This window comes from Deltaproteobacteria bacterium (assembly GCA_035063765.1).
GTDB lineage: Bacteria > Myxococcota_A > UBA9160 > UBA9160 > PR03 > CAADGG01.
This window is the reverse complement of record JAPSFT010000027.1, coordinates 1-25,722: the sequence shown is the minus strand read 5'-3', so window position 1 is coordinate 25,722 and position 25,722 is coordinate 1. Positions and strand designations below refer to the sequence as shown.

At 72.6% G+C, this 25,722-nt stretch carries 26 protein-coding genes, 2 pseudogenes and 1 other annotated feature; of the genes and pseudogenes, 17 read left to right on the top strand and 11 right to left on the bottom strand.

The genetic code is table 11. The features are described from left to right. Nucleotides 1–100: 100 nt before the first annotated feature. The gene (locus tag OZ948_17125) at nt 101–523 is read left to right on the top strand and encodes a GFA family protein (GenBank protein ID MEB2346449.1); all 423 of its coding nucleotides are present in this window, start codon (nt 101–103) and stop codon (nt 521–523) included. A gap of 46 nt (nt 524–569) precedes the next feature. Further along, nucleotides 570–1,355, top strand: coding sequence for a nucleotidyltransferase domain-containing protein (locus OZ948_17120; protein MEB2346448.1), 786 nt, complete (start codon nt 570–572; stop codon nt 1,353–1,355). 42 nt (nt 1,356–1,397) lie between these two features. Here the strand turns inward: OZ948_17120 and OZ948_17115 are convergent, their stop codons facing one another. Genes OZ948_17115 through OZ948_17105 form a run of 3 tightly spaced genes read right to left on the bottom strand, consistent with a single transcriptional unit; the run spans nt 1,398 to nt 3,517 of the window. Next, nucleotides 1,398–1,862: a nuclear transport factor 2 family protein gene (locus tag OZ948_17115; GenBank protein ID MEB2346447.1), complete on the bottom strand. Its 465-nt coding sequence runs from the start codon at nt 1,860–1,862 to the stop codon at nt 1,398–1,400. A 15-nt stretch (nt 1,863–1,877) separates the two neighbouring features. Beyond that, nucleotides 1,878–3,068: a lipid-transfer protein gene (locus tag OZ948_17110; protein ID MEB2346446.1), complete on the bottom strand. Its 1,191-nt coding sequence runs from the start codon at nt 3,066–3,068 to the stop codon at nt 1,878–1,880. Then, nucleotides 3,065–3,517: an OB-fold domain-containing protein gene (locus tag OZ948_17105; protein MEB2346445.1), complete on the bottom strand. Its 453-nt coding sequence runs from the start codon at nt 3,515–3,517 to the stop codon at nt 3,065–3,067. The genes OZ948_17110 and OZ948_17105 overlap by 4 nt, the downstream gene beginning before the upstream one ends. A 124-nt stretch (nt 3,518–3,641) precedes the next feature. Between OZ948_17105 and OZ948_17100 the strand changes: the two genes are divergently transcribed. The 4 genes from OZ948_17100 to OZ948_17085 all read left to right on the top strand — a co-directional run bounded on the left by OZ948_17100 (nt 3,642) and on the right by OZ948_17085 (nt 8,575). Continuing rightward, nucleotides 3,642–4,268 carry a helix-turn-helix domain containing protein gene (locus OZ948_17100; protein ID MEB2346444.1) on the top strand — a complete coding sequence of 209 codons (627 nt, stop codon included), beginning with the start codon at nt 3,642–3,644 and terminating at the stop codon, nt 4,266–4,268. 207 nt (nt 4,269–4,475) lie between these two features. Further along, complete coding sequence (locus OZ948_17095; protein MEB2346443.1) at nt 4,476–5,177, top strand: hypothetical protein; 702 nt, start codon at nt 4,476–4,478, stop codon at nt 5,175–5,177. An 18-nt stretch (nt 5,178–5,195) separates the two neighbouring features. Next, complete coding sequence (locus OZ948_17090; protein ID MEB2346442.1) at nt 5,196–8,138, top strand: hypothetical protein; 2,943 nt, start codon at nt 5,196–5,198, stop codon at nt 8,136–8,138. Nucleotides 8,139–8,206: 68 nt separating this feature from the next. Beyond that, on the top strand, nt 8,207–8,575 hold the full coding sequence (locus tag OZ948_17085) for a hypothetical protein (GenBank protein MEB2346441.1): 369 nt from the start codon (nt 8,207–8,209) through the stop codon (nt 8,573–8,575). Here the strand turns inward: OZ948_17085 and OZ948_17080 are convergent. Further along, nucleotides 8,572–9,801 carry a DEAD/DEAH box helicase gene (locus tag OZ948_17080; GenBank protein ID MEB2346440.1) on the bottom strand — a complete coding sequence of 410 codons (1,230 nt, stop codon included), beginning with the start codon at nt 9,799–9,801 and terminating at the stop codon, nt 8,572–8,574. The two genes, OZ948_17085 and OZ948_17080, sit on opposite strands and share 4 nt — an antisense overlap. Before the next feature lie 423 nt (nt 9,802–10,224). Between OZ948_17080 and OZ948_17075 the strand changes: the two genes are divergently transcribed. The 11 genes from OZ948_17075 (at nt 10,225) to OZ948_17025 (ending at nt 21,197) form a co-directional block, all read left to right on the top strand. Then, nucleotides 10,225–11,082 (top strand): acyl CoA--acetate/3-ketoacid CoA transferase subunit alpha, encoded by an 858-nt coding sequence (locus OZ948_17075; GenBank protein ID MEB2346439.1) that lies wholly within the window; start codon nt 10,225–10,227, stop codon nt 11,080–11,082. Continuing rightward, complete coding sequence (locus OZ948_17070) at nt 11,079–11,864, top strand: CoA-transferase (protein ID MEB2346438.1); 786 nt, start codon at nt 11,079–11,081, stop codon at nt 11,862–11,864. Before OZ948_17075 ends, OZ948_17070 begins: the two co-directional genes overlap by 4 nt. A 2-nt stretch (nt 11,865–11,866) precedes the next feature. Then, nucleotides 11,867–12,925, top strand: coding sequence for a nitronate monooxygenase (locus OZ948_17065; protein ID MEB2346437.1), 1,059 nt, complete (start codon nt 11,867–11,869; stop codon nt 12,923–12,925). 10 nt (nt 12,926–12,935) lie between these two features. Beyond that, nucleotides 12,936–13,694, top strand: a complete 759-nt coding sequence (locus tag OZ948_17060; GenBank protein ID MEB2346436.1) for an enoyl-CoA hydratase family protein — start codon at nt 12,936–12,938, stop codon at nt 13,692–13,694. 113 nt (nt 13,695–13,807) lie between these two features. Further along, nucleotides 13,808–14,866 carry an esterase-like activity of phytase family protein gene (locus OZ948_17055; GenBank protein ID MEB2346435.1) on the top strand — a complete coding sequence of 353 codons (1,059 nt, stop codon included), beginning with the start codon at nt 13,808–13,810 and terminating at the stop codon, nt 14,864–14,866. 96 nt (nt 14,867–14,962) lie between these two features. Continuing rightward, nucleotides 14,963–16,126, top strand: a complete 1,164-nt coding sequence (locus OZ948_17050; GenBank protein MEB2346434.1) for an acyl-CoA dehydrogenase — start codon at nt 14,963–14,965, stop codon at nt 16,124–16,126. Nucleotide 16,127: 1 nt separating this feature from the next. Then, on the top strand, nt 16,128–17,186 hold the full coding sequence (locus OZ948_17045) for an acyl-CoA/acyl-ACP dehydrogenase (GenBank protein MEB2346433.1): 1,059 nt from the start codon (nt 16,128–16,130) through the stop codon (nt 17,184–17,186). After that, a complete protein-coding gene (locus OZ948_17040) occupies nt 17,186–18,340 on the top strand; it encodes an acetyl-CoA C-acetyltransferase (GenBank protein ID MEB2346432.1) in 1,155 nt (384 codons plus the stop codon). The genes OZ948_17045 and OZ948_17040 overlap by 1 nt, the downstream gene beginning before the upstream one ends. Then, a complete protein-coding gene (locus OZ948_17035; GenBank protein ID MEB2346431.1) occupies nt 18,340–19,245 on the top strand; it encodes an SDR family oxidoreductase in 906 nt (301 codons plus the stop codon). Before OZ948_17040 ends, OZ948_17035 begins: the two co-directional genes overlap by 1 nt. A 13-nt stretch (nt 19,246–19,258) precedes the next feature. After that, nucleotides 19,259–20,404, top strand: a complete 1,146-nt coding sequence (locus OZ948_17030; protein ID MEB2346430.1) for an acyl-CoA/acyl-ACP dehydrogenase — start codon at nt 19,259–19,261, stop codon at nt 20,402–20,404. A 19-nt stretch (nt 20,405–20,423) separates the two neighbouring features. Continuing rightward, nucleotides 20,424–21,197: an SDR family oxidoreductase gene (locus OZ948_17025; GenBank protein ID MEB2346429.1), complete on the top strand. Its 774-nt coding sequence runs from the start codon at nt 20,424–20,426 to the stop codon at nt 21,195–21,197. A gap of 184 nt (nt 21,198–21,381) precedes the next feature. Here the strand turns inward: OZ948_17025 and OZ948_17020 are convergent, their stop codons facing one another. The 7 genes and pseudogenes from OZ948_17020 to OZ948_16990 form a co-directional block, all read right to left on the bottom strand. Then, the gene (locus OZ948_17020) at nt 21,382–22,107 is read right to left on the bottom strand and encodes a class I SAM-dependent methyltransferase (protein ID MEB2346428.1); all 726 of its coding nucleotides are present in this window, start codon (nt 22,105–22,107) and stop codon (nt 21,382–21,384) included. A 30-nt stretch (nt 22,108–22,137) separates the two neighbouring features. Further along, nucleotides 22,138–23,365, bottom strand: a pseudogene (locus tag OZ948_17015) (IS3 family transposase). Further along, nucleotides 22,971–23,087, bottom strand: a sequence feature (AL1L pseudoknot). (Overlaps the previous pseudogene by 117 nt.) 307 nt (nt 23,366–23,672) lie before the next feature. Continuing rightward, the gene (locus OZ948_17010) at nt 23,673–23,864 is read right to left on the bottom strand and encodes an addiction module toxin, HicA family (GenBank protein MEB2346427.1); all 192 of its coding nucleotides are present in this window, start codon (nt 23,862–23,864) and stop codon (nt 23,673–23,675) included. Continuing rightward, a complete protein-coding gene (locus OZ948_17005) occupies nt 23,861–24,076 on the bottom strand; it encodes a type II toxin-antitoxin system HicB family antitoxin (GenBank protein MEB2346426.1) in 216 nt (71 codons plus the stop codon). The genes OZ948_17010 and OZ948_17005 overlap by 4 nt, the downstream gene beginning before the upstream one ends. Nucleotides 24,077–24,313: 237 nt before the next feature. Beyond that, a pseudogene (locus tag OZ948_17000) lies at nt 24,314–24,577 on the bottom strand (integrase core domain-containing protein). Then, nucleotides 24,570–25,100, bottom strand: a complete 531-nt coding sequence (locus tag OZ948_16995) for a hypothetical protein (protein MEB2346425.1) — start codon at nt 25,098–25,100, stop codon at nt 24,570–24,572. The pseudogene OZ948_17000 and the gene OZ948_16995 overlap by 8 nt, the downstream one beginning before the upstream one ends. A gap of 239 nt (nt 25,101–25,339) precedes the next feature. Next, on the bottom strand, nt 25,340–25,722 hold a 383-nt coding region (locus tag OZ948_16990; protein MEB2346424.1), incomplete at its 5' end, for a DUF1214 domain-containing protein.

Here is a 25,722-nt window from a genome sequence, read left to right as displayed (position 1 = left end):
GATCGAATGCAGGCGAACGCTGCACCAGCGATCCACCCGGGCGCCGCGCCTTCCCTCCTGGCCGCAGCGCGGTATGGTCGGTGCGACAGGAGGGCAACCGATGCCGGGTACCCATCGCGGAACCTGCTTCTGCAAGGCCGTCGAGATCGAAGCGAGTGGCGCCCCTGCCGTGATGGTGTTCTGCCACTGCGAGTCCTGCCGCACCTGGCTCAGCGCGCCGGTGCACGGCGCCACCCTGTGGCCGAGCGCGAACGTGAAGCTGCTGCGCGGGGAGCTCGGCACCTTCAAGAAGACCGAGGCGAGCCACCGCCAGCACTGCACCCGCTGTGGCGGGCGCGTCCTGGTCCTGCACCCGGCGATCGGCATGACCGACGTGCCCTCGGTCGTGCTGCCGGGCGTCGCCTTCCATCCGACCATGCACGTCCACTACGGCGAGAAGGTCGTCGCGATGCGCGACGGGCTGCCGAAGTTCCGGGACTTCCCGAAGGAGTTCGGTGGCTCGGGCGAGATGCTGCCCGAATAGCGGGAGCGCCCTCTGCTGCCCGGGCCCCGAGGAGTACCGGCCTGCGATGCACCCGCACCACCAGGCCGCCGTCGAACACGTGACGGAGCTCCTGCGCGCCGAGCCGGAGGTGCACGCGCTGCTCCTCGGCGGCTCGATCGCCCACGGCTTCGAGCGGCCCGACTCCGACGTCGATCTCCTGATCGTGGTCTCGGACGCGGAGCACGCGGCGCGCGAGCGCGAGGGCCGCGTGCACTACTGGACCGACGAGGGCTGCGGCTGGTCCGGCGGCTACGCCGAGGGCAAGTACGTCTCGCTGGCCTTCCTCGATCAGGTGGCGCAGCGCGGGAGCGAGCCCGCGCGCTTCGCCTTCCAGGACGCACGGGTGCTCTTCTCGCGGGTGGGCGATCTCGGGGAGCGCCTCGCCGCCATCACGCGCTATCCGGTCGAGGAGAAGGTTGCGCGCATTCGCCGCTTCCGCGCGCAGTTCGAGGCGTGGCACTGGTACGCACACGAAGCTCTGAAGCAGGGCGACCGCTACCTCCTGGGCGCCGCCGTCGCCCGCACGCTGCTCTTCGCGGCGCGCATGTTGCTCGCGCACAACGAACGGCTCTACCCGTACCACAAGTGGGTGATGCGGGTGCTCGGATCCGTACCCGATCGGCCGGGCGACCTCTTCGAGCGGATCGCCGCCGTGCACGTCGAGCCCTCGCAGGCGAGCCTTCTCGGCCTCTGGGCGTGCATCACGAACTTCCGCGTCTGGGAGGGATCCGACACGCCCTGGAACGTCCAGTTCATGCGCGACAGCGAGCTCGGCTGGCTGGAAGGCCCGGTTTCCGTCGAGGACCTGTAGGCGATCCCGGCTCGTCGCGCGCAGGGCACGGGGTCCGAGCGGCTAGCGCGGAATCCGGAGCGCCTTCGGGAGCTGGCCCTGCAGGTAGCCGGCCTCCTCGGAGCGCTTCGCGATGCGCCAGCCGCCATCGGTCCAGACCAGCTCGTCGACGTAGGTGGCGCCGACCGTGAAGTCGTGGAGCGAGCCGTCCGCGTTCGCGAAGAACATCGGGTTCAGGACCCGCGTGCGGGCACGCGCGCGGTCGCCGTCGAGCTCGACCTCCGAGTTGGTCACGTAGTGGACGGTGATCGGAAAGGGCGCGAGCGCCTTCGCGAGCCACGCGCGCACCTCGGGGTAGGAGCCCGCGACCCCGCCGGTCGCCGTGTAGTCGACCTTCGCGTCGGGCAGGAAGCAGGTGTCGAGGAGCGTCCAGTCCCGCGTGTCGATCGCCCGCGTGTAGCGGACCAGCAGGTCCTGGATCGCGAGGCGATCGGAGAGCTCGCGGATCGAGAGGTCGCGCTGCGCCATCGCAGGCTCCTGGCTTCACGCCTTCACCAGCAACGACGAGCCGTGCCCGAACAGGCCCTGGTTGACGGCAAGCCCGACCCGAGCGCCCTCGACCTGCCGGCCTTGCGCCTGGCCACGCACCTGCCAGGCCAGCTCGCACACCTGCGCGATCGCCTGCGCCGGCACCGCCTCGCCGAAGCTCGCGAGGCCGCCGCTCGGGTTCACGGGGATGCGGCCGCCGAGCGCCGTCGAACCGTCGCGCACGAGCGCCTCGGCGCCGCCCGGCTTGCACAGGCCGACGTTCTCGTACCAGTCGAGCTCGAGCGCGGTCGAGAGGTCGTAGACCTCGGCGAGGTCGAGGTCCTCGGGGCCGAGGCCCGCCTGCTCGTAGGCGCCGCGTGCGATCGAGTCGCGGAACGGCACGTCGGGAGCCGCCACGCCCACGGCCGAGTCGGTCGCGAAGTTCGGCATCTCGATCACCGTGTTGGGATAGCGCGGCGTGACGGTCGAGACGCCGGCGATCGTGACCGGCCGGGTCGTGTGGCGGCGCGCGAAGGCGAGGCTCGTGAGCACGAGCGCGGCGCCGCCGTCGCTGGTGGCGCAGATGTCGAGCAGGCGCAGCGGGTCCGACACGACCGGCGAGGCCATCACCTCCTCGATCGTCACCTCCTTGCGGTAGCGCGCATTCGGGTTGCCGAGCCCGTGGCGGGCGTTCTTCACCTTGACGCGCGCGAAGTCCTCACGCGTCGCGCCGTAGAGTGCCATCCGCCGGCGCGCGTAGAGGCCGAAGTAGACCGGGTTCGTGGCGCCGAGCAGGCGGAAGCGCAGCCAGTCGGGGTCCTGCTGGCGCTCGCCCCCGGTCGGCGCGAAGAAGCCCTTCGGCGTGGTGTCGGCGCCGACGACCAGCGCCACGTCGCACAGGCCGGCCAGGATGCGTGCGCGCGCCACGTCGATCGCCTGCGCGCCGGTGGCGCAGGCGCCGTAGGTGCTCGCGACCTGCGCGCCGGACCAGCCGAGCGCCTGCGCGATGCTGGCTCCTGCGACGTAGCCCGGGTAGCCGTTGCGCATCGTGTCGCCGCCGGCCACGAACTGCACGTCGGTCCAGGCGAGGCCGGCGTCCGCCAGCGCGGCGCGCGCGGCGTGCACGCCGTACTCGACGAAGTTCCGCCCCCACTTGCCCCACGGATGCATCCCGACGCCCAGGACCGCGACTTCGTGCCGACTCATGCCACGGGCCTCCACTTCCAGACGAGGTGCTGCGCCTCGGCATCCTCGAAGAGCGGCTCGACCACGAGCTCCATCTCCCGGCCGACCTCGAGCTGGTCGGCGCCGACGCCGCGCACCACCTGGCCGAGCACCACCATCTTCTCGCGCTCGAGCTCGACCGCGGCGATCGCGTAGGGCTCGAAGGGATCGCCGGCCGGGTAGGGCGGCGGCGGCGCATAGCGGTTGTCGGTGAACGACCAGAGCCGCCCGCGCCGCGAGAGCGGGGCCTCCTCGAGCCGCGAGGACCCGCAGCGGGGATTGCGACAGGCGAAGCTCTCCTTCGGAAAGAACCAGGCGCCGCAGTCGCGGCAGTGGCTGCCGAGCAGGGCCGGGGCGTCCTGGTCCTCGGTGAGCCAGCCCGCAAGCGCGGGCTTGCGGGGCTTCGATCCGGCGGATTCGGGTGTGGGCAAGGGGATCTCCGCGAGCAGGAGGACGGGAGGCCGGAGTGTCCCGCTCGCTCGGGCGCGTCGCCAGCCCGGGACGGATGGGTCCGGCGGTTGGCGCGGCCGGCGGCCCTCCCGAACACTTCGCGTCGTGGACCCCTCGCGCCGCAAGCAGCCGCCCGCCGAGCCGGCCCGTCGCCGCGGGCGGCCCCCGATTCCGCCCGAGCAGCAGCGCCAGCGCCTGCTCGAGGCCGCGCGCGCGGAGCTGCGCCGCAGCGACTTCGGCAGCGTGCGCGTCTCCGACGTGGTGCGTGCCGCCGGCATGTCGTCGCGATCCTTCTACGACCACTTCCAGTCCAAGGAGGACCTGCTGCTCGCGCTGATCCACGAGACCGGCCGCGACATCCTCGTCGAGCTCGAGCGGGTGTTCGCCTGCGAGCAGGACCCGGTCGCGCGGGTGGAGCGGGGGCTCGGCGCGTATCTGGCGGCCTTTGCGGGGACGCCACTCGACCTCGAGAAGCTCGGCGAGAGCGCGAGCGGTCGCGTGCAGAAGCTGCTCCGCCACTACGTGCGTGAGGTCTCGGTGCGCGTCGAGCGCGAGCTCGACCGCGAGTGGCGCGAGGGCGTGATCCCCCGCGAGCCCGATCCCCTCGTGATCGAGGTGCTGCTGCTCGGGCTGCTCGGCCTCGCCTCGCGCTACGTCGCCGAGGGGCGTGCGGACGAGCTGGCCTCGCTCCAGCCGCGGCTCAGCGCCTTCCTGCGCCGGGTGTGGGCCTGATCGCCGCGTGCTCTGTGCCGCCCCTGTCGTGAAAACCACGCGCGCAGGAGCCGGCAGAACGCTTCCGTTCCAATTCTCCAACCCCTTGGCCGTCCGCAGGAATCCTCGTTCCGAAGGATTTTGCAAAAGAAAATCTTCCATTTGCCGGCGGATTCGCAGTAGAAGGGCCGGCGGGGAAGCCTTTCGACCCTTCGGAGGACAACGTAGATGCGACGCGTGCGCCCCTTGTACGGTTTCGCCGCCCTGCTGGCCTTCATCGGGCTCGGCTCGGGCTGCGGTGACGTCTCGATTCCCGTCGATCTCGCGCTCGAGCAGCCGAGCGAGCTGTCGCTCGTGTTGCCGGAAGGTCCGGCGAGCACCTCGCTCGTCGGCGGCGTCGAGACCACGATCGTGGCCGATCTCGGGTTGCTCCGGCTGCTCGGCGCGATGGTGGGCCAGGCGCTCCCGGCCGACATCCAGATCGACGACGTCCTGATCGCCGGTACGGCCATCCCGGTCTTCGGGGGGCTGGTCAACACCGGGACCGTCTGCGTCTTCCAGGATCCGGCAGTGCCCAGCTCGGGCTCCGCGGCCTTCAACCTGCTGCTCGGGACGGCGGCCTTCGAGATGTCGCTGAACACCCGGCTCGGCCTCACGGACCCGACCTTCAACGCCATGCTCGGCGGCCCGCAGGCCTTCACCCAGGAGATCGCGGCCGTCGTCCCGATCAGCCTGAGCGACATGCTCGCGATCATGGGCGGCACCGGTGGGGGCCTCGCCATCAGCCAGGACGTCGATGCGACCTTCGGGCCCGTACCGGTGCTCGGGACGGTCCACGTGACGGGCACGCTGACCCTGGCCAGCACCGACACGCCGCCGGTCGACCCGCTGCTGGACGACTGCGTCGCCTACATCGCGGGTCTTCCCTAGGCGCCACGGACGCCGGCGATGAGGGTCTCCCGCTGGGTCGCGCTGTGCGCGGCGCTGGCCCTGCCGCACGCCGCCGCCGGGCAGAACGCTCCCGCCTTCTACGGGCTGGGCGATCTGCCCGGCGGCAGCGCCGGGAGCACGGCCACCGCGGTCTCGACCGACGCCACGACCGTCGTGGGGTACGCGGAAGGAGCCACGGGCACCCAGGCGGTGCGTTGGACGGAGGCGGGCGGCCTCCAGGGCCTCGGACAGCCGGCCGCCGACGTTCCCTTCAGCCGGGCGAACGGCGTGTCGGCGAACGGCGCCGTGATCGCCGGCACTGCCACCACGAACAACGGCGGCCGTGCGTTCCGCTGGACCGAGGCGGGCGGCTTCCAGACGCTCGGCGTCTTCTTCTGCTCGCTCTGCAGCGGCGCCGCCACCGGCGAGGGGATCTCCGGCAACGGCCTCGTGGTGGTCGGGTCGGGGCTCGAGGTGCCGCTCTTCGGCTCGGCGCGCGTCAACGCCGCGCGCTGGGCCGGCGGGGGCACCGGGATCAGCGATCTCGGGGATCTGCCGGGTGGTGGCCAGGCCGGGATGGCGCAGGACGCCACGACGAGCGGCTCGGTGATCGTCGGCGACACCGACGCCACGGCGGGCCCGACCGGCTTCTACTGGAACGGCTCGATGCACGGCCTGCCGGGCGTCCCCGGCGCGGCCTATCGCACGAGCGCGCTCGCGATCTCCGACGACGCCACGACGATCGTGGGCGAGGCCAACACCGCTCCCGGGAGCACGAGCGCTCCGGAGCCGGTGCGCTGGACGGGGGGCAGCTACGGCGTGATCCAGCTCCTCGGCGCGTTGCCGGGCCAGACGAGCGCGCGCGGCCAGGCGCTCGACGTCACGCCCGACGGCAGCCTGGTCGTCGGCACCACGAGGAACCTCGCAGGCGAGGACGTCGCCTTCCTGTGGGATGCCACGAACGGCATGCGCTCGCTCGCGCAGGTGCTGGCGGACGAGTACGGCCTCGAGCTCGGCGGCTGGCAGCTCCACGAGGCGACCGGCATCTCCGGCGTGAATGCCTTCGGTGAGTTCACCGTGGTCGGCGCGGGGACCAACCCGGCGGGCGACCCCGAAGGCTTCGTTGCGATCCTCTCGCCCACGGACTGCAACGACGGCGTCGACGGCGACGGAGACCTGCTCGTCGACTACCCCGCCGATCCGGAGTGCACCGCGCCCGGGGATCGCTCCGAGGAGGCCGACTGCGCCGACGGTCTCGACAACGACGGCGACGGGCCGGTCGACTTCCCCTCCGACCCCGACTGTACGAGCGCCGCCGACCTGAGCGAGCTCGCCGACTGTGGCAACGGCATCGACGACGACGGCGACGGCCTCCTCGACCACCCGGCCGATCCGGGCTGCAAGACCTCCGCGTCCCAGAGCGAGGTGCCTGCCTGCAACGACGGCACCGACAACGACTCGGACCTCGCGATCGATCTCGCGGACGCCGGCTGCCTCGCGGCGAGCGACACGAGCGAAGGCCTCGACTGCGGCGACGGCGCCGACAACGACCGCGACGGGCTCGTCGACTTCCCCGCCGACCCCGACTGCACGAGCGCGAGCGACGCGTCCGAGGATCCCGCCTGCTTCGACTTCGTCGACAACGACGGCGACGGCCGCACCGACTACCCCGCCGCCTACCCGCGCTGCCGCAGCAGCGCCGACGTGGCCGAGGCCCCCGAGTGCAGCGACGGCGTGGACAACGACGGCGACCTCGCGGCCGACTTCCCGGCCGACGCGCAGTGCCCCGGCGCGCTCTACAGCGTCGAAGCGCCCGCGCAGCTCGCCGTGGGCGACCTCCTGGTGGCGGACCGCGCGCAGGCCCGGCTCTACGCGATCGACCCGGTGAGCGGCGCCGAGCAGGTGCTCTCCGAGGGCGCGCAGCTCGTCCAGCCCGAAGGGCTCACGCAGCGGCCGGACGGCAGGCTCGTGCTGTCGAGCCCGGCGGGCCTCTTCGAGGTGGCGCTCGCGACCGGCGCGCAGTCGCGCCGCAGCAGCGGCGGCTTCGTCTCCGGCGGCGGACTGCCGCTCGTGGCCACCTCGACCGGCGACCTGCTCGCGCTCGATCTGGCGGGCATCCATCGCGTCACCTGGAACCCGAACGGCACGGGCACCACGACGACGCCGCTCACAGTGCCCGTGGGCGGCAACCCCGGCCAGCTCCACATCTTCCTCGGCTACTCGCTCGTGCTCGAGGACGACGACACCGCCTACACGATCGGCGTCGGGCTGCTCGGCGACGGCGTCTTCCGCGCCGAGCTGGCCCCGCCGCCGAGCGTTGCGAAGGTGACCCCCGGCTACCTCACCCACTTCTGGCGCGACCTCGCCCGCGAGTCGGCGAGCAGCCTGCTCGCGGTCGGGACCCACTACACCCTCGGCGAAGGCGTCTTCCGCATCGACGTGCCGAGCGGGGCGGTGACGGCGCTCTCCACCGGTGCGGCCTGGATCCGGCCCGAGAGCGTCGCGGTCGGCGCCGGGGGCGCGGTCTACGTCGCCGACTCCGGCACCTGCGACGCGGAGGGTGCGTGCAGCGGCGGCCTCGTCGCCCAGGTCGACCCGGGCACCGGCGCGCGCACGGTGGTGCGCAGCGGGATCTTCGGCGGGACGCTCCAGCTCCGCGTGGTGAGCACGCTGCCGGTCGCCTGCGCGGACGGGATCGACAGCGACGGCGACGGGCTCGTGGATCTCGCCGACCCGGGCTGCAAGAACGCCGCCGCGACCCGCGAGAATCCGTCCTGCGACAACGATCTCGACGACGACGGCGACGGGAAGATCGACTGGGACGGCGGCGCCGGCGGCGCCGTGCCCGACCCGAACTGCGCCAAGGCCTGGCACGACGTCGGCGAGAAGGGGAGCTGTGGCCTGGGCGCCGAGCTCGCCCTCCTCCTCCCGCTGCTCGCGAGGCTTCGGAGGCGGCGCTGATCCGGCTCCTGCTGGCGGCTCTCTACGCGCTCGTCGGAACGACGCTCGCCTACCTCCTGCTCGGCGCCGTGCTCGGCGTGGCGGGGGGCTGGTCGCGCCCCGTCGCGCTCGATCAGGCGGTCGGCCTCGCCGTGCACGCCGCGGTCGTGTTCGCGCGCGGCGTCCTCCCGGCGCTGATCGCGACCGGCGCGGCCTGCCGGCTCTGGCGACGCCGGCGCGGGACCGAGGCCACCGCCTGGGGAACGCTCGCCCTCGCCGCCGTCCTCTCGGCCTGCTTCGCGCTGCCGATCCTCACGGTCCCGCTCGGGGGATGGCCGCGCCTCGAGGTGCGCGGCACGGCCGACGCCGCGGCGACGGTGGCGCTGCTCGCCGCCGCGGCGGCCGGCGCCGAGCTCCTTGCCCGGCGGTGGCCGCGACCCGGACGGCCGCTCGGCTAGCGCCCGCGCTCCGCGACGGCGAAGGCGGGGCGCCCGCGGTGCCGCGGCGGCCGCCCGCGGCCCCTCGCGGGGGCGGGCGCGCTCCCGGCGGCGCGGCCCGCACAGGGGTGCTCGTGGCGTACCGGGATCGCCTGCCGCATCAGCCGCTCGATGCGCGCGAGCTGGGGCCGCTCGTCGGCGTCGCAGAGCGTGTAGGCGACACCAGAGGCGGACGCCCGCCCGGTGCGGCCGATCCGGTGCACGTAGCTCTCCGAGTCGTCGGGCAGCTCGAAGTTGATGACGTGGGAGATGCCGTCCACGTCGATGCCGCGGGCGGCCAGGTCCGTGGCCACCAGCACCCGCGTCGTCCCGCGCCGGAAGCTCTCGAGCGCGCGCTCGCGCTGGGCCTGGGAGCGGTTGCCGTGGATCGCGTGCACCGGCTCGCCGGCGCTCAGGTGCTTCGCGATCCGGTCCGCGCCCCGCTTGGTGCGGGTGAAGACCAGCGCGCGGGTCACCGCGGGATCGGCGAGCAGGTGGGCCAGCAGCTCGCGCTTGTCGGGCTTCGCGACGAAGAAGACGGCCTGCTCGACGCGCTCGGCCGGGGTCGCCACCGGAGCGACCCGGATCTCGGCCGGATCGCGCTGCAGCGAGCCGGCGAGGCGGCGGACCTCGTCGGGCATGGTCGCCGAGAAGAGCAGGGTCTGGCGCGCGCGGGGGGTCGTGGCGAGGATGCGGCGCACCGCGGGCCAGAAGCCCTGGTCGAGCATGCGATCGGCCTCGTCGAGCACGACCACCTCGACCCGGCGCAGGTCGACCTCGCGATCTCCGGCGAGATCCTCGAGGCGGCCGGGAGTCGCCACCAGCACGTCGGCCCCGCGCCGCAGCGCGCGCCGCTGGGGGGCGTCCGAGACGCCTCCATACACGACCGCATGGCGGATGCCGAGGCGGTCGCCGAAGGCGGCGAAGGCGTCGCCGATCTGGGTCGCCAGCTCGCGGGTCGGCGAGAGCACGAGGGCGCGGATCGGGCGTGCGCCCGCACCGGGGAGGGCGGCCGCCAGCCGCTGCACGATCGGCAGGGCGAAGGCCGCCGTCTTGCCGGTGCCGGTCTGGGCGCAGCCGAGCACGTCGCGGCCGGCGAGCACCAGCGGGATCGCCTGCGCCTGGATGGCGGTCGGCGTGGTGTAGCCCGCGTCGCGCACCGCCGAGAGCAGCGCGGCGTCGAGGGAAAGGGATTCGAAACGGATCAAGGATGTCCTTCTTTCGAGAGCAGCCGTTCGAGGCTGCAGGGGTGGCTTGCGCGCCGGCCACCCGGCCGGCGCGTGCGGCACCCGGATCGCGGACCGGCGGCGCTCGAGGCGCCGGGTCCGTCGGCATTCCACGGAACGATCGACCGGAAGAGGGGCCCGAAGGGGGACCGGCAGGATGGGCCGGGTCGGGGCTCGAGGAGATCGGATCGGAGAAAGCCTTGCTGGGGCCGATCTGGCCTCGCCATCCTGGTGACGTGGTCACTGGGTGGCATGGCCCGTCGGCGAACCTTCGTCGCCGGCATCGGCTTGCGAGCGGCCGCACCTTAGCGGGTGGCCGCGCCCGGCGCTCGCGGCCCCCCGCGGCCCGCTTTCCGGAACGCTGCGTATCGTTTATCGTCCCGGCCTGGCTCCGCGGGAGGGTCGATGGACAAGCGCACCACCGCCGCCGCCGTCGTGGCCGAGCTGCGCGACGGGATGACGCTCGGGATCGGCGGCTGGGGCTCGCGGCGCAAGCCGATGGCGCTGGTGCGCGAGATCCTGCGCTCGCCGGTGAAGGACCTGACCGTCGTGTCCTACGGCGGCCCGGACGTGGGGCTCCTCTGCGCCGCCGGGAAGGTCCGCAAGCTCGTCTACGGCTTCGTCTCGCTCGACTCGATCCCGCTCGACCCGCACTTCCGGCGCGCCCGCGAGACCGGCGCCATCGAGGCCGTCGAGTTCGACGAGGGCATGTTCCAGCTCGGGCTCTACGCGGCCTCGATCCGGCTGCCCTTCCTGCCGACGCGCGCGGGGCTCGGCTCCGACGTGCTGCGCCTGCACCCGGAGCTGCGGACGGTGCGCTCGCCCTACGCGGACGGCGAGGAGCTCGTGGCGATGCCCGCGCTCCCGCTCGACGTCGCGATCGTGCACCAGAACCGCGCCGACGCCCGCGGCAACGCCCAGTACCTGGGCCCCGACCTCTACTTCGACGACCTCTTCCTGGGCGCGGCCCGCCGGCGCTTCGTCTCCTGCGAGCAGCTCGTCGAGACCGCCGATTTCGCGAAGTCCGGCTCCCTCCACACGCTGCGCATCCATCGCGGGCTCGTGGACGGCGTCGTCGAGACCCCCGGCGGCGCGCACTTCACCGAGTGCCCCCCCGACTACGGGCGCGACGAGGCCTTCCAGCGCGAGTACGCGGCCGCGGCGAAGGGCGAGGAGGCCTGGACCGCGTTCCGCGCGCGCTTCCTCGACCTCGCCGGCGAGGACGAGTACCGCGAGGCGCTGCGGGCCTGGAGGGGGAAGTGACGGCCGCCGCCGCGAGCCCGGGGCCCACGCGCGCCGAGGTCTGCGCCGTCGCGGTCGCCGAGTGCTTCCGCGGCGACGGCGAGATCCTGGCGTCCTGCTTCGGCACGATCCCGGCGATCGGCGCGCGGCTCGCGCGGCTCACCTTCGAGCCGGACCTGATGATGACCGACGGGATCGCGAGCCTGGCCGCCGACGTCGTTCCCGTGTCGGGTCCGGGCGCCAGCAGCGCGCCCGTCGCCGAAGGCTGGCTCCCGTTCCGCTCGGTCTTCGACCTGCTCTGGTCCGGGCGCCGGCACGTGATCATGATCGCGAGCCAGATCGACCGCTTCGGCAACCACAACTTCGCCTGCATCGGGCCGCACGCGAAGCCGAAGGCGCAGCTCCTCGGCATGCGCGGCGCGCCCGGCAACACGGTGAGCCACCCGACCAGCTACTGGGTGCCCGCGCAGACGCCCAAGGTGTTCGTCGAGACCGTGGACGTGGTGTCCGGGGTCGGCTACGACCGCGCGGCGGCCGCCGGCCCCTCGGCGCAGCGCTTCCACGAGATCCGCCGCGTCGTCTCGAACCTCGGCGTCTTCGACTTCGCGACGCCCGACCGCCGCATGCGGCTGGTCTCCCTGCACCCGGGCGTCTCGCTCGACGAGGTGCGCGCCGCCAGCGGCTTCGAGCTGGCCGTCGCCGACGAGCTCGCCGAGACGCGCGCGCCGAGCGCCGACGAGCTGCGCCTGATCCGCGAGCGGATCGACCCCGAGGGCCTGCGCGAGCGCGAAGTCCCGTCCTAGCCATGCACCCCGCCCTCCACACGCCGCTCTGCGACCTGCTCGGGATGCCGGTGCCGATCGTGCAGACCGGCATGGGCTGGGTGGCGACGCCGGAGCTGGTGGCCGCGGTCTGCAACGCGGGCGGCTTCGGTTTCCTGGCGGCGGCGACGATCCCGCCCGACGAGGTCGGCGACGCGATCGTGCGGACGCGCGCGCTCACCGACCGGCCCTTCGGCGTGAACTTCCTGATGGACGCACCGGGCGCCGACGTGATCGCCGAGGCGATCGTGCGCCACGGCGTGCGTGCGGCGGGCTACAACCGCGCGCCCGACGCGAAGCGGATCGCGCGGCTCAAGGAGGCCGGGGTCGCCTGCGTGCCCACCTGCGGGCACCCGAAGCACGCCGAGAAGGCCGAGAAGCTCGGTGCCGACGCGATCGTCGTGCAGGGCGGGGAGGGCGGCGGGCACACCGGGAGTGTCCCGACCTCGCTGCTGGTCTCGCAGACGGTCGATCGCGTGCGGGTGCCCGTGATCGCGGCGGGCGGCTTCCGCGACGGGCGCGGGCTGGTGGCGGCGCTCGCCTTCGGCGCGGCGGGCGTCGCGATGGGCACGCGCTTCCTGCTGACCGCCGAGAGCCCCGTGCCCGAGGCGACGAAGCGGCGCTACCTCGACGCCGCGGTGGACGACGTGATCGTGACCCGCGAGATCGACGGCCTGCCCCAGCGCGTGGTGCGCAACGAGCTGGTCCGGCGCCTCGAGGCGACCGGCCGCGTGGGCGGGCTCGCGCTCGCCCTGCGCAGCGCGCTCGCCCTGCGCCGCGAGACGGGCGCCTCGCTCCGCGAGCTCCTGGCCGCCGGCTTCGCCATGCGCCGGCACGAGCGGCTCACGCGCAGCCAGATGCTGATGGCCGCCAACGCGCCGATCCTGGCCCGCACCGCCATGAGCGACGGCGACCCCGTGCACGGCTACCTGCCGTCCGGCACCGTGGCCGGCGCGATCGACGACGTGCCCACCTGCGCGGAGCTGGTGGAGCGCATCGTGCGCGAGGCGGAACGGACGCTCGCCGCGCTCGCGGGCGGCTAGGAGGACTTCCGTGTCGATCGAGGTCCAGGTCGAGGACGGCATCGCCCTGCTGCTCCTGAACCACCCGCCGGTCAACGCCCTCGACTCGCGCGGCTGGGCGACGCTCGCCGAGACGGTGGCCGGGCTCGGCCGCGACGAGGCGGTCCGGGTGGTGGTGATCGCCGCCGAGGGGCGCGGCTTCTGCGCGGGCGTCGACGTGAAGGAGCTGGCGGCCGACGGCACGAAGATCGTCGCCGTGAACCGCGGCTGCTACGACGCCTTCGCCGCCATCTACGACTGCGCGGTGCCGGTGATCAGCGCGGTGCACGGCTTCTGCCTGGGCGGCGGGATCGGGATCGCGGGCGCCTCGGACGTGGTGATCGCCTCGGAGGACGCGAGCTTCGGGCTCCCCGAGATCGACCGCGGCGCGCTCGGCGCGGCCACCCACCTGATGCGCCTCTTCGGCATGCAGAAGACCCGGCGCATGCTCTACACCGGCGAGCCGATCCCGGCCGCCGAGGCCTACCGCTGCGGCGGGCTCGAGGCCGTGGTGCCGCGCGCCGGGCTGCGCGCGGCCGCCCGCGCGCTCGCGGCGAAGATCGCCGGCAAGAGCCCGAAGGCGATGCGGCTCGCCAAGTGGTCGCTGAACGGCATCGAGACCCTCGACATCAAGAAGAGCTACCGCTTCGAGCAGGGCTTCACGCTCGAGCTCTACACCTCGCCGGACTCGCAGGAGGCGCGCGACGCCTTCGTCGAGAAGCGCGAGGCGAAGTTCGAGCCCCCGCGCTGAGCCCCGGGGCCGGGGCCGGCCGCGCCGGCACGGCCGCGCCCGGGCCGTCGCGGGAGGGGCTCGCCCGCCCCGGCGCGCCGCGCGTCGGCGCCTGTGGCAGAATCGCCCCCTGCATGGACCCCCGCTGCCCTTCCCCCCGCCGGCTCCTGCTCCTCGCCGCCGCTCTCGGAGCGCTCCTTGCGCCGGCCCGGCCGGGCGCGGCGGCCTCGATCACGGACCCCGGCTTCGGGCCCTTCGCCTTCACCGGCGGCCCCTGGGAGCTCTCGGGGCTCGCCCGCGTCGCCGGCGACCAGTACCTGGCGGTCGGCGACACCGGGGCCCCGCTGGTTCCGCTCGCGATCGGCGTCGACCCGGCGACCGGCGCCGTGACCGGCGCCGCCGCGAGCCCGTCCGTCACGCTCGCGGGCGGCGTCGACCTCGAGGGCGTCGCCTGGGATCCCTCGACCGGGAGCGTCTACGCGAGCGACGAGGTCGGGCCCGCGATCCGCCGTCACGATCCGGTGTCGGGAGCCCTGCTCTCGTCGCTCGCGATCCCCCCGGTCTTCGCGGGGGTGCGCGCCAACCGCAGCTTCGAGTCGCTGGCGCGCGATCCCGCGTCCGGGGCGTTGTGGACCGCCAACGAGGACGCGCTGCTCTCCGACGGGCCCGTGACCTCGTTCGCCGCCGGCAGCGTCGTCCGCCTGCAGCGCTTCGACGCCGCCGGCCTTCCGGACGGGCAGTGGGCCTATTCCGCAGATCCCATCCCCGGCGCTGCGATCGGGGGCTACGAGACGAGCGGCGTCGTCGATCTCCTCGTGCTCCCGAGCGGGGAGCTCCTGGTGATGGAGCGCAGCCTGAGCTCGATCCTCTTCCAGGCGCGGATCTACCAGGTCGACTTCGCCGGCGCGTCCGACACGAGCGCGCTCGCCGCCCTCGCCGGCGCCTCCTTCGCGCCGGTGGCGAAGACGCTCCTCTGGGCCTCGGGCCCCACCGCCCAGGCCGCGAACTTCGAAGGCCTGGCGCTCGGCCCCCGCCTCGACGACGGGAGCTGGAGCCTGCTCCTCGCGGCCGACGACAACGGCTCGACGGCGCAGGCGCTCTACCCGCTGCGGGTGAGCTTCGTGCCGGAGCCGGGGGCCGGACCGCTGCTGGCCGCCGCCCTGGCCGCCCTGGCCCTCCGCCGCCGCGCCTGAACGGGGCCGGTCCTTCGGCCTCGTCGGTGGGCGTCGGCCTCCGGGCCCGGAGACGCCTGTTTACGATACGACCCGTATCGTTTATCGTTGGGCCCGATGGAGCTGGTCTACACCCCCGCCCAGCAGGCCTTCCGGGCCGAGGCGCGCGCCTGGCTCGAGGCCAACGTGCCGCCCGCGCCGCTCGGCAGCTTCGACACCGCCGAGGGCGCGGCCGAGCACCGCGCCTGGGAGAAGCGCCTGCACGCCGGGGGCTGGGCGATGGTGCCCTGGCCGGTCGAGTACGGCGGCCGCGGCGCGGACCTCCTCGAGTGGCTGATCTTCGAGGAGGAGTACTACCGGGCGGGCGCCCCGAAGCGGATCAACCAGAACGGGATCTTCCTGCTCGGCCCGACGATCATGGAGTTCGGCACGCCCGAGCAGAAGGCGCGCTTCCTGCCCCGGATCGCCTCCAGCGAGGACGTCTGGGCCCAGGGCTGGTCGGAGCCCAACGCGGGCTCCGACATGGCCGCGATCCAGGCGAGCGCGCGCCGCGACGGCGACCACTACGTCCTGCGCGGCCAGAAGACCTGGGCCTCGCGCGGCGCCTTCGCCGACTGGCTCTTCGGGATGTTCCGCACCGACCCGGCGAGCGAGCGCCACAAGGGCCTCTCCTTCCTGCTCGTGCCCCTCGACACCCCCGGCGTGACGGTGCGCCCGATCGCGCAGCTCGACGGCGAGACCGGCTTCGCCGAGGTGTTCTTCGACGACGCCCGCGTGCCGGTGGCGAACCGGCTGGCCGGCGAGGGCGAGGGCTGGAAGGTGGCGATGGCGACCGCCGGCTTCGAGCGCGGGCTCATGCTGCGCAGCCCCGCGCGCTTCCAGAGCACCGCGCGCCGGCTCGTCGAGCTGTGCCGCGCGAACCCCGCGACGGCCAGCGAGGCGCTGCGCGAGGAGGTCGTGCGCTGCTGGATGGACGCCGAGGCCTACACGCTCGAGACCTACCGCACGGTGTCGCGGCTGCTCGCGGGCGGGAAGATCGGCTTCGAGGCGAGCCTCAACAAGATCTTCTGGTCCGAGCTCGACGTGCGCATGCACGAGACCGCCCTGCGCCTGCTCGGCCATCGCGCGGACCTGCTCCCGGAGGCGCCCGCCGCCGCGGGCGTCGGGGACTGGCTCGACGGCTATCTCTTCTCGCTCTCGGGGCCGATCTACGCCGGCACCAACGAGATCCAGCGCAACCTGATCGCCGAGCGCATCCTCGGCCTGCCGCGGAGCGGCTGAGGTGCGCTTCGCCTTCAGCGACGACCAGCAGCTCCTGCAGGGCGCCGTCCGCGAGTTCCTGCGCAAGGAGTGCACGCCCGAGGTCGTGCGCGCGCTGTGGGCCGACGCGCGCGGCCACGCGCCCGGCCTCTGGGCCCAGCTCGCGGAGCTCGGCGTGCTGGGCGCTCTCGTCCCCGAGGCGCAGGGCGGCATGGGGCTCGACGAGCGCGACCTGGTCCTGCTCCTCGAGGAGGTGGGGCGCGCGGCGCTCCCCGGCCCGGTGGCGGCGTGCGCGGCGGTGGCGGCGCCGCTCGTGCGCGAGCTCGGCGGCGCGACGGCCGAGCGCTGGCTCGCGGCCCTCGGCGCGGGCCGCGCGATCGCGGTCGTCGGGCACCCCGCGAACCCCTTCGTGACCGACGCGCACCTGGCCGATCTGCTGCTCCTCGCGCGCGGCCCGGAGCTCCACGCCGTCGAGCGCGCGGCGGTGCGCCTCGTGCACCAGCCGGCGAGCGACCCGGGCCGGCGGCTCCACGGCGTCGAATGGGAGCCCGGCGCGGGAACGCGCGTGGCGTCGGGCGCGGAGGCCGAGCGCCTGCTCGCCGCCGCCTTCGACCGCGGCGCGCTGGCCGCCGCGGCGCAGGCGCTCGGCGCGGCGGACCGCATGCTCGAGCTCGCGGTCGCCTACGCGAGCCAGCGCGAGCAGTTCGGGCGCCCGATCGGCTCGTTCCAGGCCGTCCAGCACCAGCTCGCCGACGCCAAGGTGCGCGTCGAGTACGCGCGGCCGGTGGTCTACAAGGCGGCCTGGGCGGTCGCGACCGGCGCGGCGAGCCGCCCGGTCGACGTCTCGCACGCGAAGCTCGCGGCCGGCGAGGCCGCCGCGCTGGCGGCGCGCCGCTCGCTCCAGGCGCACGGCGCGATCGGCTACACGTGGGAGCAGGACCTGCACCTGTGGATGCGGCGCGCGTGGTCGCTCGCGCTCGAGTGGGGAGACCCCCCGCTCCACCTGGCGCGCGTGTCGGACTTCGTCCTGGCGGACGGCGCGCCGATCGGACCCGGCCGGACCTTCGAAGGAGGATCGTGATGGCGGAGGCGTACATCATCGACGCGGTGCGGACGCCGGTCGGCAAGCGCGGCGGCGGGCTCTCGCAGGTCCACTCCGCCGACCTCGGCGCGCACGTGCTCCGGGCCCTGATGGCCCGCACGGGCGTGGACCCCGGCGCCGTCGAGGACGTGGTCTTCGGCTGCTGCGACACGATCGGGCCCCAGTCGGGCGACATCGCGCGCACCTGCTGGCTCGCGGCCGGGCTGCCCGAGCACGTGCCCGGCGTCACGATCGACCGCCAGTGCGGCTCCTCGCAGCAGGCGCTGCACTTCGCCGCGCAGGGCGTGCTGAGCGGCACCGCCGACCTGATCGTGGCCGGCGGCGTGCAGAACATGAGCGCGATCCCGATCTCCTCGGCGATGACCCTCGCCCAGCCGCTCGGCTTCCCGGACCCCTTCTCGACCTCGCAGGGCTGGGTGGCCCGCTACGGCCCGGGTGAGGTGTCGCAGTTCAGCGGCGCCGAGAAGATCGCCGAGAAGTGGGGCATCACGCGCGAGGACATGGAGGCCTTCGCCCTCGAGAGCCACCAGCGCGCGATCCGCGCGACCGACGAGGGCCGTTTCGGGAACGAGATCGTCCCGCTCGGCGACGTGCGCGCCGACGAAGGCCCGCGCCGCGACACGAGCCTCGAGCGGATGGCGAAGCTCCAGCCGCTCTCGCCCGGCGGGCGGCTCACGGCCGCGGTGTCGAGCCAGATCTCGGACGGCGCCTCGGCGATGCTGGTGGCGAGCGAGCGCGCGCTGAAGACCCACGGCCTGCGCCCGCGGGCGCGCGTGCATCACATCAGCGTGCGCGCCGACGACCCCATCCTCATGCTGACCGCGCCGATCCCGGCGACCCGCTACGCCCTCGAGAAGACCGGCATGAAGATCAGCGACATGGACGCCATCGAGATCAACGAGGCCTTCGCGTCGGTGGTGCTCGCCTGGCAGAAGGAGCTCGATCCCGACATGGCGCGCGTGAACCCGAACGGCGGCGCGATCGCGCTCGGCCACCCGATCGGCGCGACCGGCACGCGCCTCATGGCGACCCTGCTGAACGAGCTCGAGCGCACCGGAGGCCGCTACGGCCTCCAGACCATGTGCGAGGGCGGCGGCCAGGCGAACGTCACGATCCTGGAGCGGCTCGGCTGATGGCGGGGATCTGCGACGGGCGCGTGGTGATCGTGACCGGTGCGGGGCGCGGCCTCGGGCGCGCCCACGCGCTCGCCTTCGCGCGCGCCGGCGCGCAGGTGGTGGTGAACGACCTCGGCGTCGAGAACGACGGGCGCGGCGGGGGCACGGGTCCGGCCGCGGAGGTGGTCGAGGAGATCCGGGCCGCCGGCGGCCAGGCGATCGCCGACGGTGCCGACGTCGCCGACTGGGAGCAGACCGGGCGGCTCGTGCGCGCCGCGCTCGACGCCTTCGGGCGCCTCGACGTGGTCGTGAACAACGCCGGCTTCGTGCGCGACCGGATGTTCGTCTCGTGCAGCGAGGAGGAGTGGGACGCGGTCCTGCGCGTGCACCTGAAGGGCCACTTCTGCCTCACGCGCCACGCCTGCGACCACTGGCGCGCCGAGTCGAAGGCGGGGCGGGCCGTGGACGCGCGGATCGTCAACACGAGCAGCGGCGCGGGGCTCCAGGGGAGCGTCGGGCAGAGCGCGTACGCGGCCGCCAAGGCGGGGATCGCGGCGCTCACCCTGATCCAGGCGGTGGAGCTCGCGCGCTACGGGATCACGGCGAACGCGATCGCGCCCTCGGCGCGTACGCGCATGACCGAGGGCGTCTTCGCCGACATGATGAAGAAGCCCGAGACGGGCTTCGACGCGATGGACCCCGCGAACGTGTCGCCGCTGGTCGTCTGGCTCGGCAGCGCCGAGTCGCGCGACGTGAGCGGCTGCACCTTCGAGGTGGCGGGCGGGAAGATCAGCCTGGCCGACGGCTGGCGCACGGGCCCCGAGCTCGACAAGGGCGCGCGCTGGGAGCCCGACGAGATCGGCGCCGCCGTGCACGAGCTGCGCCGCAAGGCCGTGCCCGCGCAGAAGGTCTACGGCACCTAGGACGGACGGACGCATGCACTTCGCGTTCACCGAGGAGCAGGAGGAGCTGCGCGCGCAGGCGCGCGCCTTCCTGGCCGAGCACGCCTCCTCGGAGGCGGTGCGGCGCGCGATGGCGAGCGAGGCGGGCTACGAGCCGGAGGTCTGGAAGCGCCTCGGCGGCGAGCTCGGCTGGACCGGCGTCGCGATCCCGGAGGAGCTGGGGGGCGCCGGGCTCGGCATGGTCGAGCTGGTGGCCCTGCTCGAGCCGATGGGCGAGGCGCTGCTCGCCGCGCCCTTCTTCGCCTCGCTGTGCCTGGCGGCGCCGGCGCTGCTCGGCGCGCCGGACGGCGCCGCGGCGCGCACCTGGCTGCCGGCGATCGCGGAGGGCCGGACGATCGCGACCCTCGCGCCGGGCGCCGCGGCCGATCGCAGCGGGCCGGGAGCGGATGCGGTCCGCTGGCGGCGCGAGGGCGGGGGCTTCGTGCTCGCGGGCCGCGCGGGCTTCGTGCTCGACGGCGCCGCGGCGGAGCTCGTGATCGTGGCGGCCGAGAGCGCGACGGCCGGCGGTCCGCGCGCGCTCTTCGCGCTGCCGGCCGCGACACCGGGTGTCGAGCGGCGCGCGCTCGCGACCATGGACCAGACGCGCCGCTTCGCGGCCCTCGAGCTGCGCGACGTGCGCGTCCCGGCGGCGGCGCTCGTGGGCGCCGAGGACGAGGGGGCGGCGCTCCTCGCGCGCGCGCTCGACCTCGCGGCCGTGGCGCTCGCCGCCGAGCAGACCGGCGGCGCGCAGCGCTGCCTCGACCTGGCCGTCGCCTACGCGAAGGAGCGCGTGCAGTTCGGGCGCCCGATCGGCTCCTTCCAGGCGATCAAGCACAAGTGCGCCGACCTGATGGTGCAGGTCGAGACCGCGCGCTCGGCCGCCTACTACGCCGGCTGCGCCGCCGCCGAGGGGCACGACGACCTCGCCCGCACCGCCTCGCTCGCCAAGGCCTGGTGCTCCGAGGCCTACTTCCGCTGCGCGGCCGACGCGCTCCAGGTCCACGGCGGGGTCGGCTTCACCTGGGAGTACGACGTCCACCTCCATCTCAAGCGCGCGCGCTCGATGGAGGCGTGGCTCGGGACCCCGGCCTGGCACCGCGAGCGCATCGCCGGGGCGATCGGGCTCGGAGCGCCGGCGTGAGCCCGCGGGACCCCCGCGCGTGACGATCGCGATCGACCTCGCCGGCCGGGTCGCCATCGTGACCGGCGGCGCGCGCGGCGTCGGGCGCGGGATCAGCGAGCGCCTCCTCGAGGCCGGCGCCGAGGTCGTGGTCTGCGGGCGCAGCCAGCCCGAGGCGCTGCCCGCGATGGGTGGCCGGCGTGCGTCCTTCGTCGCGGCCGACGTCCGCGAGACGGAGCAGATCGCGCGCGTGATCGCCTTCGCGCACGAGCGCTTCGGGCGCCTCGACCTGCTCGTGAACAACGCCGGCGGCTCGCCCGCAGCGCCCGCCGCCACCGCCTCGCCCCGCTTCTCGGAGAAGATCGTGGCGCTCAACCTGATGGCGCCCCTCCACTTCGCGCAGCAGGCCAACGCGCGGATGCAGGAGCAGCCCGAAGGGGGCGCGATCGTCAACGTCGCGAGCGTGTCGGCGCTGCGGCCTTCGCCCGGCACCGCGGCCTACGGCGCCGCCAAGGCGGGGCTCCTCTCGCTCACGCGCACGCTCGCCATGGAGTGGGCGCCGAAGGTGCGCGTCAACGCCGTCGCCGCCGGGATGATCCGCACCGAGCAGGTGGAGCTCCACTACGGCGACGCCGCCGCCCAGACGCGCGTCGCCGCCACCGTGCCGCTCGGCCGCCTCGGAACCCCGCGCGACGTCGCCGACGCGTGCCTGTTCCTCGCCTCACCGCTCGCCAGCTACGTGAGCGGCGCCGTCCTCCTCCTCGACGGCGGCGGCGAGCGCCCGCCGTTCCTGGCCGCGGTGCGCGGCGACTGAGCCGCCCGCGTCAGGTGCAGCCTTTGTTGGACGGCGTGTTCCTGGCCTCGGCTTCCCTGGTACCTGTGCCCCATGCCAGACCGACACAACCCACACGAAGTCTCCGCTGACGCGGTAGAAGAAGCGATACGGCCGGACGATGACTTCTCGAATGACAAGTTCGGGGAACTCAGGAAGCGTACGACTACGCAACCACCAGGCGATACCCCAGATCGAGCTCAGAGCGATCGAGGGCGTGGCCGTATCGACGGCGCCAAGCACCCGACTCGAGATCCGCTCGAAGCTTGGAGAGGCCGGGTTCCAGGCTTTCGATCCGGGAGAAGACCGAGATCGCCGATCGAACGCCAGCGTCGAGATATGCATGCGGACGCCGCCAGTACGCTCCGAGAAAGCCGTCCGTGCAGTCATGCGGAATGGGAACATCGAAGACCCTCGACGTGCCGAGATGCTGCTGGACTGCCGACAGCGACGGCATCGTACGGCGATCCACCTCCAAGATCTCGGGGAAGTAGTCCGTGAGCCAGAAACCACCCACGGACGTGTCGAAAGTGAGGATGACGACGGTCCTCCGGGCAACGCGGCGCAGTTCGTCGATGCCGTGCGAGAGGTCGGGCCAATGGTGGAGTGTGAGGACCGCAAGCGACGCGTCGAAGCTCTCGTCACGGAAGGGGAGGTTCGTTGCTGAGGCACGCATCGCTGGCGACGCATCGGGGGACCGCTGGCGAATCATCACCATGGATGGCTCTACCGCGATGAGCTTGCGGTCGCGCGGCTCGTAGGAGCCCGTGCCTGCGCCGACGTTCACGACGCTCTCGGACCTCCCCAGGGCCCAGGTGATTCGCTCGGCGATCCGAGGGTCTTGCCTCCGCCGTTCGCCATACCGGTGGCCGATCGAGTCGTAGAGTTCCATTGAACCGCCCCGGGTTCTCCGGAGGCTTGGTTAGTTGAGTCCGACCTCCGTGATCTGACTCTGTTGTCTAGACCAATACATCTTCTCGAACTCTGCCGGCGGAACGTCTCCAATCGAGCTGAGGAGCCGCCGGTCGTTGAGCCAGTCGACCCATTCGAGCGTGGCGAACTCGACCTCCTCGATGCCTCGCCACGGCCCGTTCGGGCGGATCAGCTCCGCCTTGTAGAGGCCGTTGATGGTCTCGGCCAGGGCGTTGTCATACGAGTCGCCGATGCGGCCGACAGATCCTTCGATTCCAGCCTCAGCGAGCCGCTCCGTGTAGCGGATCGAGAGATCCTGAACCCCTCGATCGCTGTGGTGGACGAGATTCTCGAGATCCTTGCGATCGTGGAGCGCTTGCTCGAGAGCGTCGAGCGCGAGATCGCTGCGCAGCGAGCGCGACACGCGCCAGCCGACGATCTTGCGCGAGAAGACATCGGTGACGAATGCCACGTAGACGAATCCGCGCCAGGTCACGACGTAGGTGAGGTCCGCGACCCAGAGCCGATTCGGGCCGCTCGCCTGGAACTGACGCTGCACGAGATCGCGCGGCCGCTCGGCCAGATCGGCCGGTATCGTCGTCCAGGTCTTCCGCCCGCGGACGACGCCGCGGATGCCCATCCGGCGCATCAAGCGCGCCACCGTACAACGAGCCACCCGAATGCCCTCTCGCTTCAGCTGCAGCCACACCTTCCGCGCTCCATAGACTCCGAAGTTCTCCTTCCAGACCCGCTCGATCGCCTCGCAAGCTCGGCATCGCGCGCAACCCGCGCTGGATTGCGGCCAGGATCCTTCTCCCGCGCCTTCGCCTCGTAGTAGACCGACGGAGCGATCGGCAGCTGCGCGCAGATCGGCTCGACCCCGTACGTCTCTCGATGCTCGTCGATGAACTGGACCATCACTTCGGTCGGCGGTCGAGCTCCGCCTGGGCGAAATAGGCGGACGCCTTGCGCAGGATCTCGTTCGCACGCCGAAGCTCGAACACCTCGCGCTCGAGCTCCTTGAGTCGCGCCCGCTCATCGCTCGTCACGCCAGCTCGCTTGCCGCTGTCCACCTCCGCTCGCTGCACCCACTTGCGCAGCGCCTCCGGCGAGCAACCGATCTTCCCCGCGATCGAGCAGACCGCCTCCCAGCGAGAGCCGTACCGACCCTCCTGCTCGAAGACCATCCGAACCGCCCGCTCACGGACCTCCTGCGAATACTTGCTTCGGGCTGCCATCACTCCATCCTCCCAACGAATGGAGCCTCCGGCAATCCCGGGGCGGTTCAGGAGGCCGATACGAGGGCACGGATGAGCTTCTAGGACGTGGAGGCGCGACGAGCCTCCCCGCCTCGATCGCACTGCGCTCGGGCGTGAGCCTCGATAGGTGTTGGGTGCAGGGTCCAGCGGATGCTGCACCGACGAGTGAAGCGAAGTTGGAGCGCAAAGGACGAGATCACAGCCGGATGCCGCGGCCCAGGACCGCGGCCGGAGGAGAGCGCTTTTGACGGGAGGGGGCCTCATAGGTGTTGGGCGGCGAGCGAACCTAGCCACCGATTTCCGGGACGGAGAGGCTTCGGCAGATCTTTCGCGCCAATCGATTCGCGATCTCGGTGTGGCGCGGAACGGCCTCGACGACTCCGGTCGCTGGATTGCACCAAAGCGAGTGCGCGGCTCCCTCGCGCTTCAAGAAGCAGCCGTGCCGTCGAAGGTGCCGAAGGAGGGCACCCCGGTTCACTCGATCGTCACCGTGTCTTTTTCGGCGTCCGACGGAATTCCGCGAAGGGCGTCTTCTCTTCGGTCAGTCAGGATCAGCGAGATCGCGCCTCCAAGACTCTCTCGAGCCTCCTCGCGCGTGCGACCCTGACCGTTCGCTCCAGGAATCTCGGGGCAATACGCGATGAACCAATCGCCATCACGTTCGATGATTGCGGTGAACTCGTTGTGCAAGGCGTCGCTCCTCGGGACCGGGTCCAGAATAGCGAAGGTGAGCTCCGTCTTCTCGCCGCCCAACGGCTTGCGGCTCACCTGCCGCCCGCCGTGCACCTGGAGTTACCCCGGTTCGGTGGACAGTTGCGCGCTTTCGAGACCGGGACTCTCCTGACCTCCGGATTCTGAGATCCAGCCCTCAATCCTCTGCGGGGGTGCGGGGGCGGAGCCCCCGCCCTTCCCTGTGTCACGATGCGCTCGTTCGAACTCGATCGGTGAGAGATAGCCGAGCGCCGAGTGTCGTCGGTGCGGATTGTACCACGCCTCGATCCAGTCGAGGACACCGAAGCGCGCCTCGGTCTGGGTGGCAAAGCGCCGGCGATCGAGCAGCTCACACTCGAGCGTTGCGAAGAAGCTTTCCGCCATCGCGTTGTCGTAGGCGTCGCCGACGCTCCCCATAGACGGCCGGATGTTCGCCTCGCGACAGCGCAAGCCGAACGCGATCGAGGTGTACTCACTCCCATTCGACCGTACATGCAAGGTACTCGCTCAGGACCATTCGAACACATACGCCACCGGGCTGATCGACTGAGTAACGATACCGCCCTTGCTGCACGGTGATCCACGGGCCGGGTTGTGTCGCGTAGGGATGAGCCCCGGCTGCCCGGTGGAACGCGCGGCTTCCAATCTCCGGCCACCCGCGAAATTCACCGGTACCGGCGTTCTCGAAGCTCGCACGCACTGAATCGGACATTGCGACAAAGGGAAGGATTGATACTTCGATCGGCTCCTCGATCTGCGGTAGGCTCAACTCGTACGCTGCATGACCCCGAGCAAGCTTTACAGCGATCCTGCGCACCCGACTTTCTTCAGGCAACCAGACCAGCGACCCATCGTCACCCTCTCGCAATGAGAGCCGGATCCGGGCAGCGAGCAGCGGGTTGTGCGAGAGCGCACGGGAGACCTTATCGCGCGAAACGGCCGCCGCGTCGGCGGTGCCACAGAAGACACACTCCAGAAAGCATGCCAAGTACTCCTCGTCCAAAGAGAAGCTAGCGTTGCAGGCGGCGCAGGCCTCCACCGTCGGGGCATCCCTAGGCAGAGGATCGTCCAACAGGATCCTGGAGGGGACATGCTCGCTCGTGCCGGGGTCGGCTCCACAGAAGACGCACTGGCCAATCAGGCGACTATCTACGGGCAGGTGACGAGGGTCCATCTGTCCCCCTAACGCTCCGGTTCAGCGGCGGCGCGGAGCGCCGTCCGCTGCAACCGGTTGTTAGCTGGTCACTTGACCTTCACGATTGCCGGCGGCTGCCACGTGCCATTGCCGGCCGGCAGGATCGACGGCGCCTCAGTCCTTGGCCAATACAGGCGCATCACCATGTAGATCGGACCATCTGGTGCGGGCAGCCAGTTCGACTCCTTGTCCTTGCCCGGGGAATCCTTCTGGATGTAGAGGGTGAGTGATCCGTCCGCGTTCTTCTTCATCCCCGGCAGCATCGGCGAGTTGACCAGGTAGCGGTTGATCGGGTTCTCGACCAGCAGCTGGGTCTTGCCTTCATACATGGTGATCGACCAGAACGCGTTCACAGGCGGCAGATCGCCCTTGGCAAAGGTCAGCGTGTAGCCGTGCTTGCTACCGTCAAGCGCTTCGCCGTTCGCCAGGT

What these genes read in the sequence shown, in the direction of transcription:
- OZ948_17115 (MEB2346447.1), bottom strand. Translation starts at nt 1,862, where the DNA reads ATGGCGCAGCGCGACCTCTCGATCCGCGAGCTCTCCGATCGCCTCGCG.
- OZ948_17090 (MEB2346442.1), top strand. Translation starts at nt 5,196, where the DNA reads ATGAGGGTCTCCCGCTGGGTCGCGCTGTGCGCGGCGCTGGCCCTGCCG.
- OZ948_17050 (MEB2346434.1), top strand. Translation starts at nt 14,963, where the DNA reads ATGGAGCTGGTCTACACCCCCGCCCAGCAGGCCTTCCGGGCCGAGGCG.
- OZ948_17095 (MEB2346443.1), top strand. Translation starts at nt 4,476, where the DNA reads ATGCGACGCGTGCGCCCCTTGTACGGTTTCGCCGCCCTGCTGGCCTTC.
- OZ948_17125 (MEB2346449.1), top strand. Translation starts at nt 101, where the DNA reads ATGCCGGGTACCCATCGCGGAACCTGCTTCTGCAAGGCCGTCGAGATC.
- OZ948_17055 (MEB2346435.1), top strand. Translation starts at nt 13,808, where the DNA reads ATGGACCCCCGCTGCCCTTCCCCCCGCCGGCTCCTGCTCCTCGCCGCC.
- OZ948_17040 (MEB2346432.1), top strand. Translation starts at nt 17,186, where the DNA reads ATGGCGGAGGCGTACATCATCGACGCGGTGCGGACGCCGGTCGGCAAG.
- OZ948_17110 (MEB2346446.1), bottom strand. Translation starts at nt 3,068, where the DNA reads ATGAGTCGGCACGAAGTCGCGGTCCTGGGCGTCGGGATGCATCCGTGG.
- OZ948_17035 (MEB2346431.1), top strand. Translation starts at nt 18,340, where the DNA reads ATGGCGGGGATCTGCGACGGGCGCGTGGTGATCGTGACCGGTGCGGGG.
- OZ948_17120 (MEB2346448.1), top strand. Translation starts at nt 570, where the DNA reads ATGCACCCGCACCACCAGGCCGCCGTCGAACACGTGACGGAGCTCCTG.
- OZ948_17065 (MEB2346437.1), top strand. Translation starts at nt 11,867, where the DNA reads ATGCACCCCGCCCTCCACACGCCGCTCTGCGACCTGCTCGGGATGCCG.
- OZ948_17075 (MEB2346439.1), top strand. Translation starts at nt 10,225, where the DNA reads ATGGACAAGCGCACCACCGCCGCCGCCGTCGTGGCCGAGCTGCGCGAC.
- OZ948_17020 (MEB2346428.1), bottom strand. Translation starts at nt 22,107, where the DNA reads ATGGAACTCTACGACTCGATCGGCCACCGGTATGGCGAACGGCGGAGG.
- OZ948_17030 (MEB2346430.1), top strand. Translation starts at nt 19,259, where the DNA reads ATGCACTTCGCGTTCACCGAGGAGCAGGAGGAGCTGCGCGCGCAGGCG.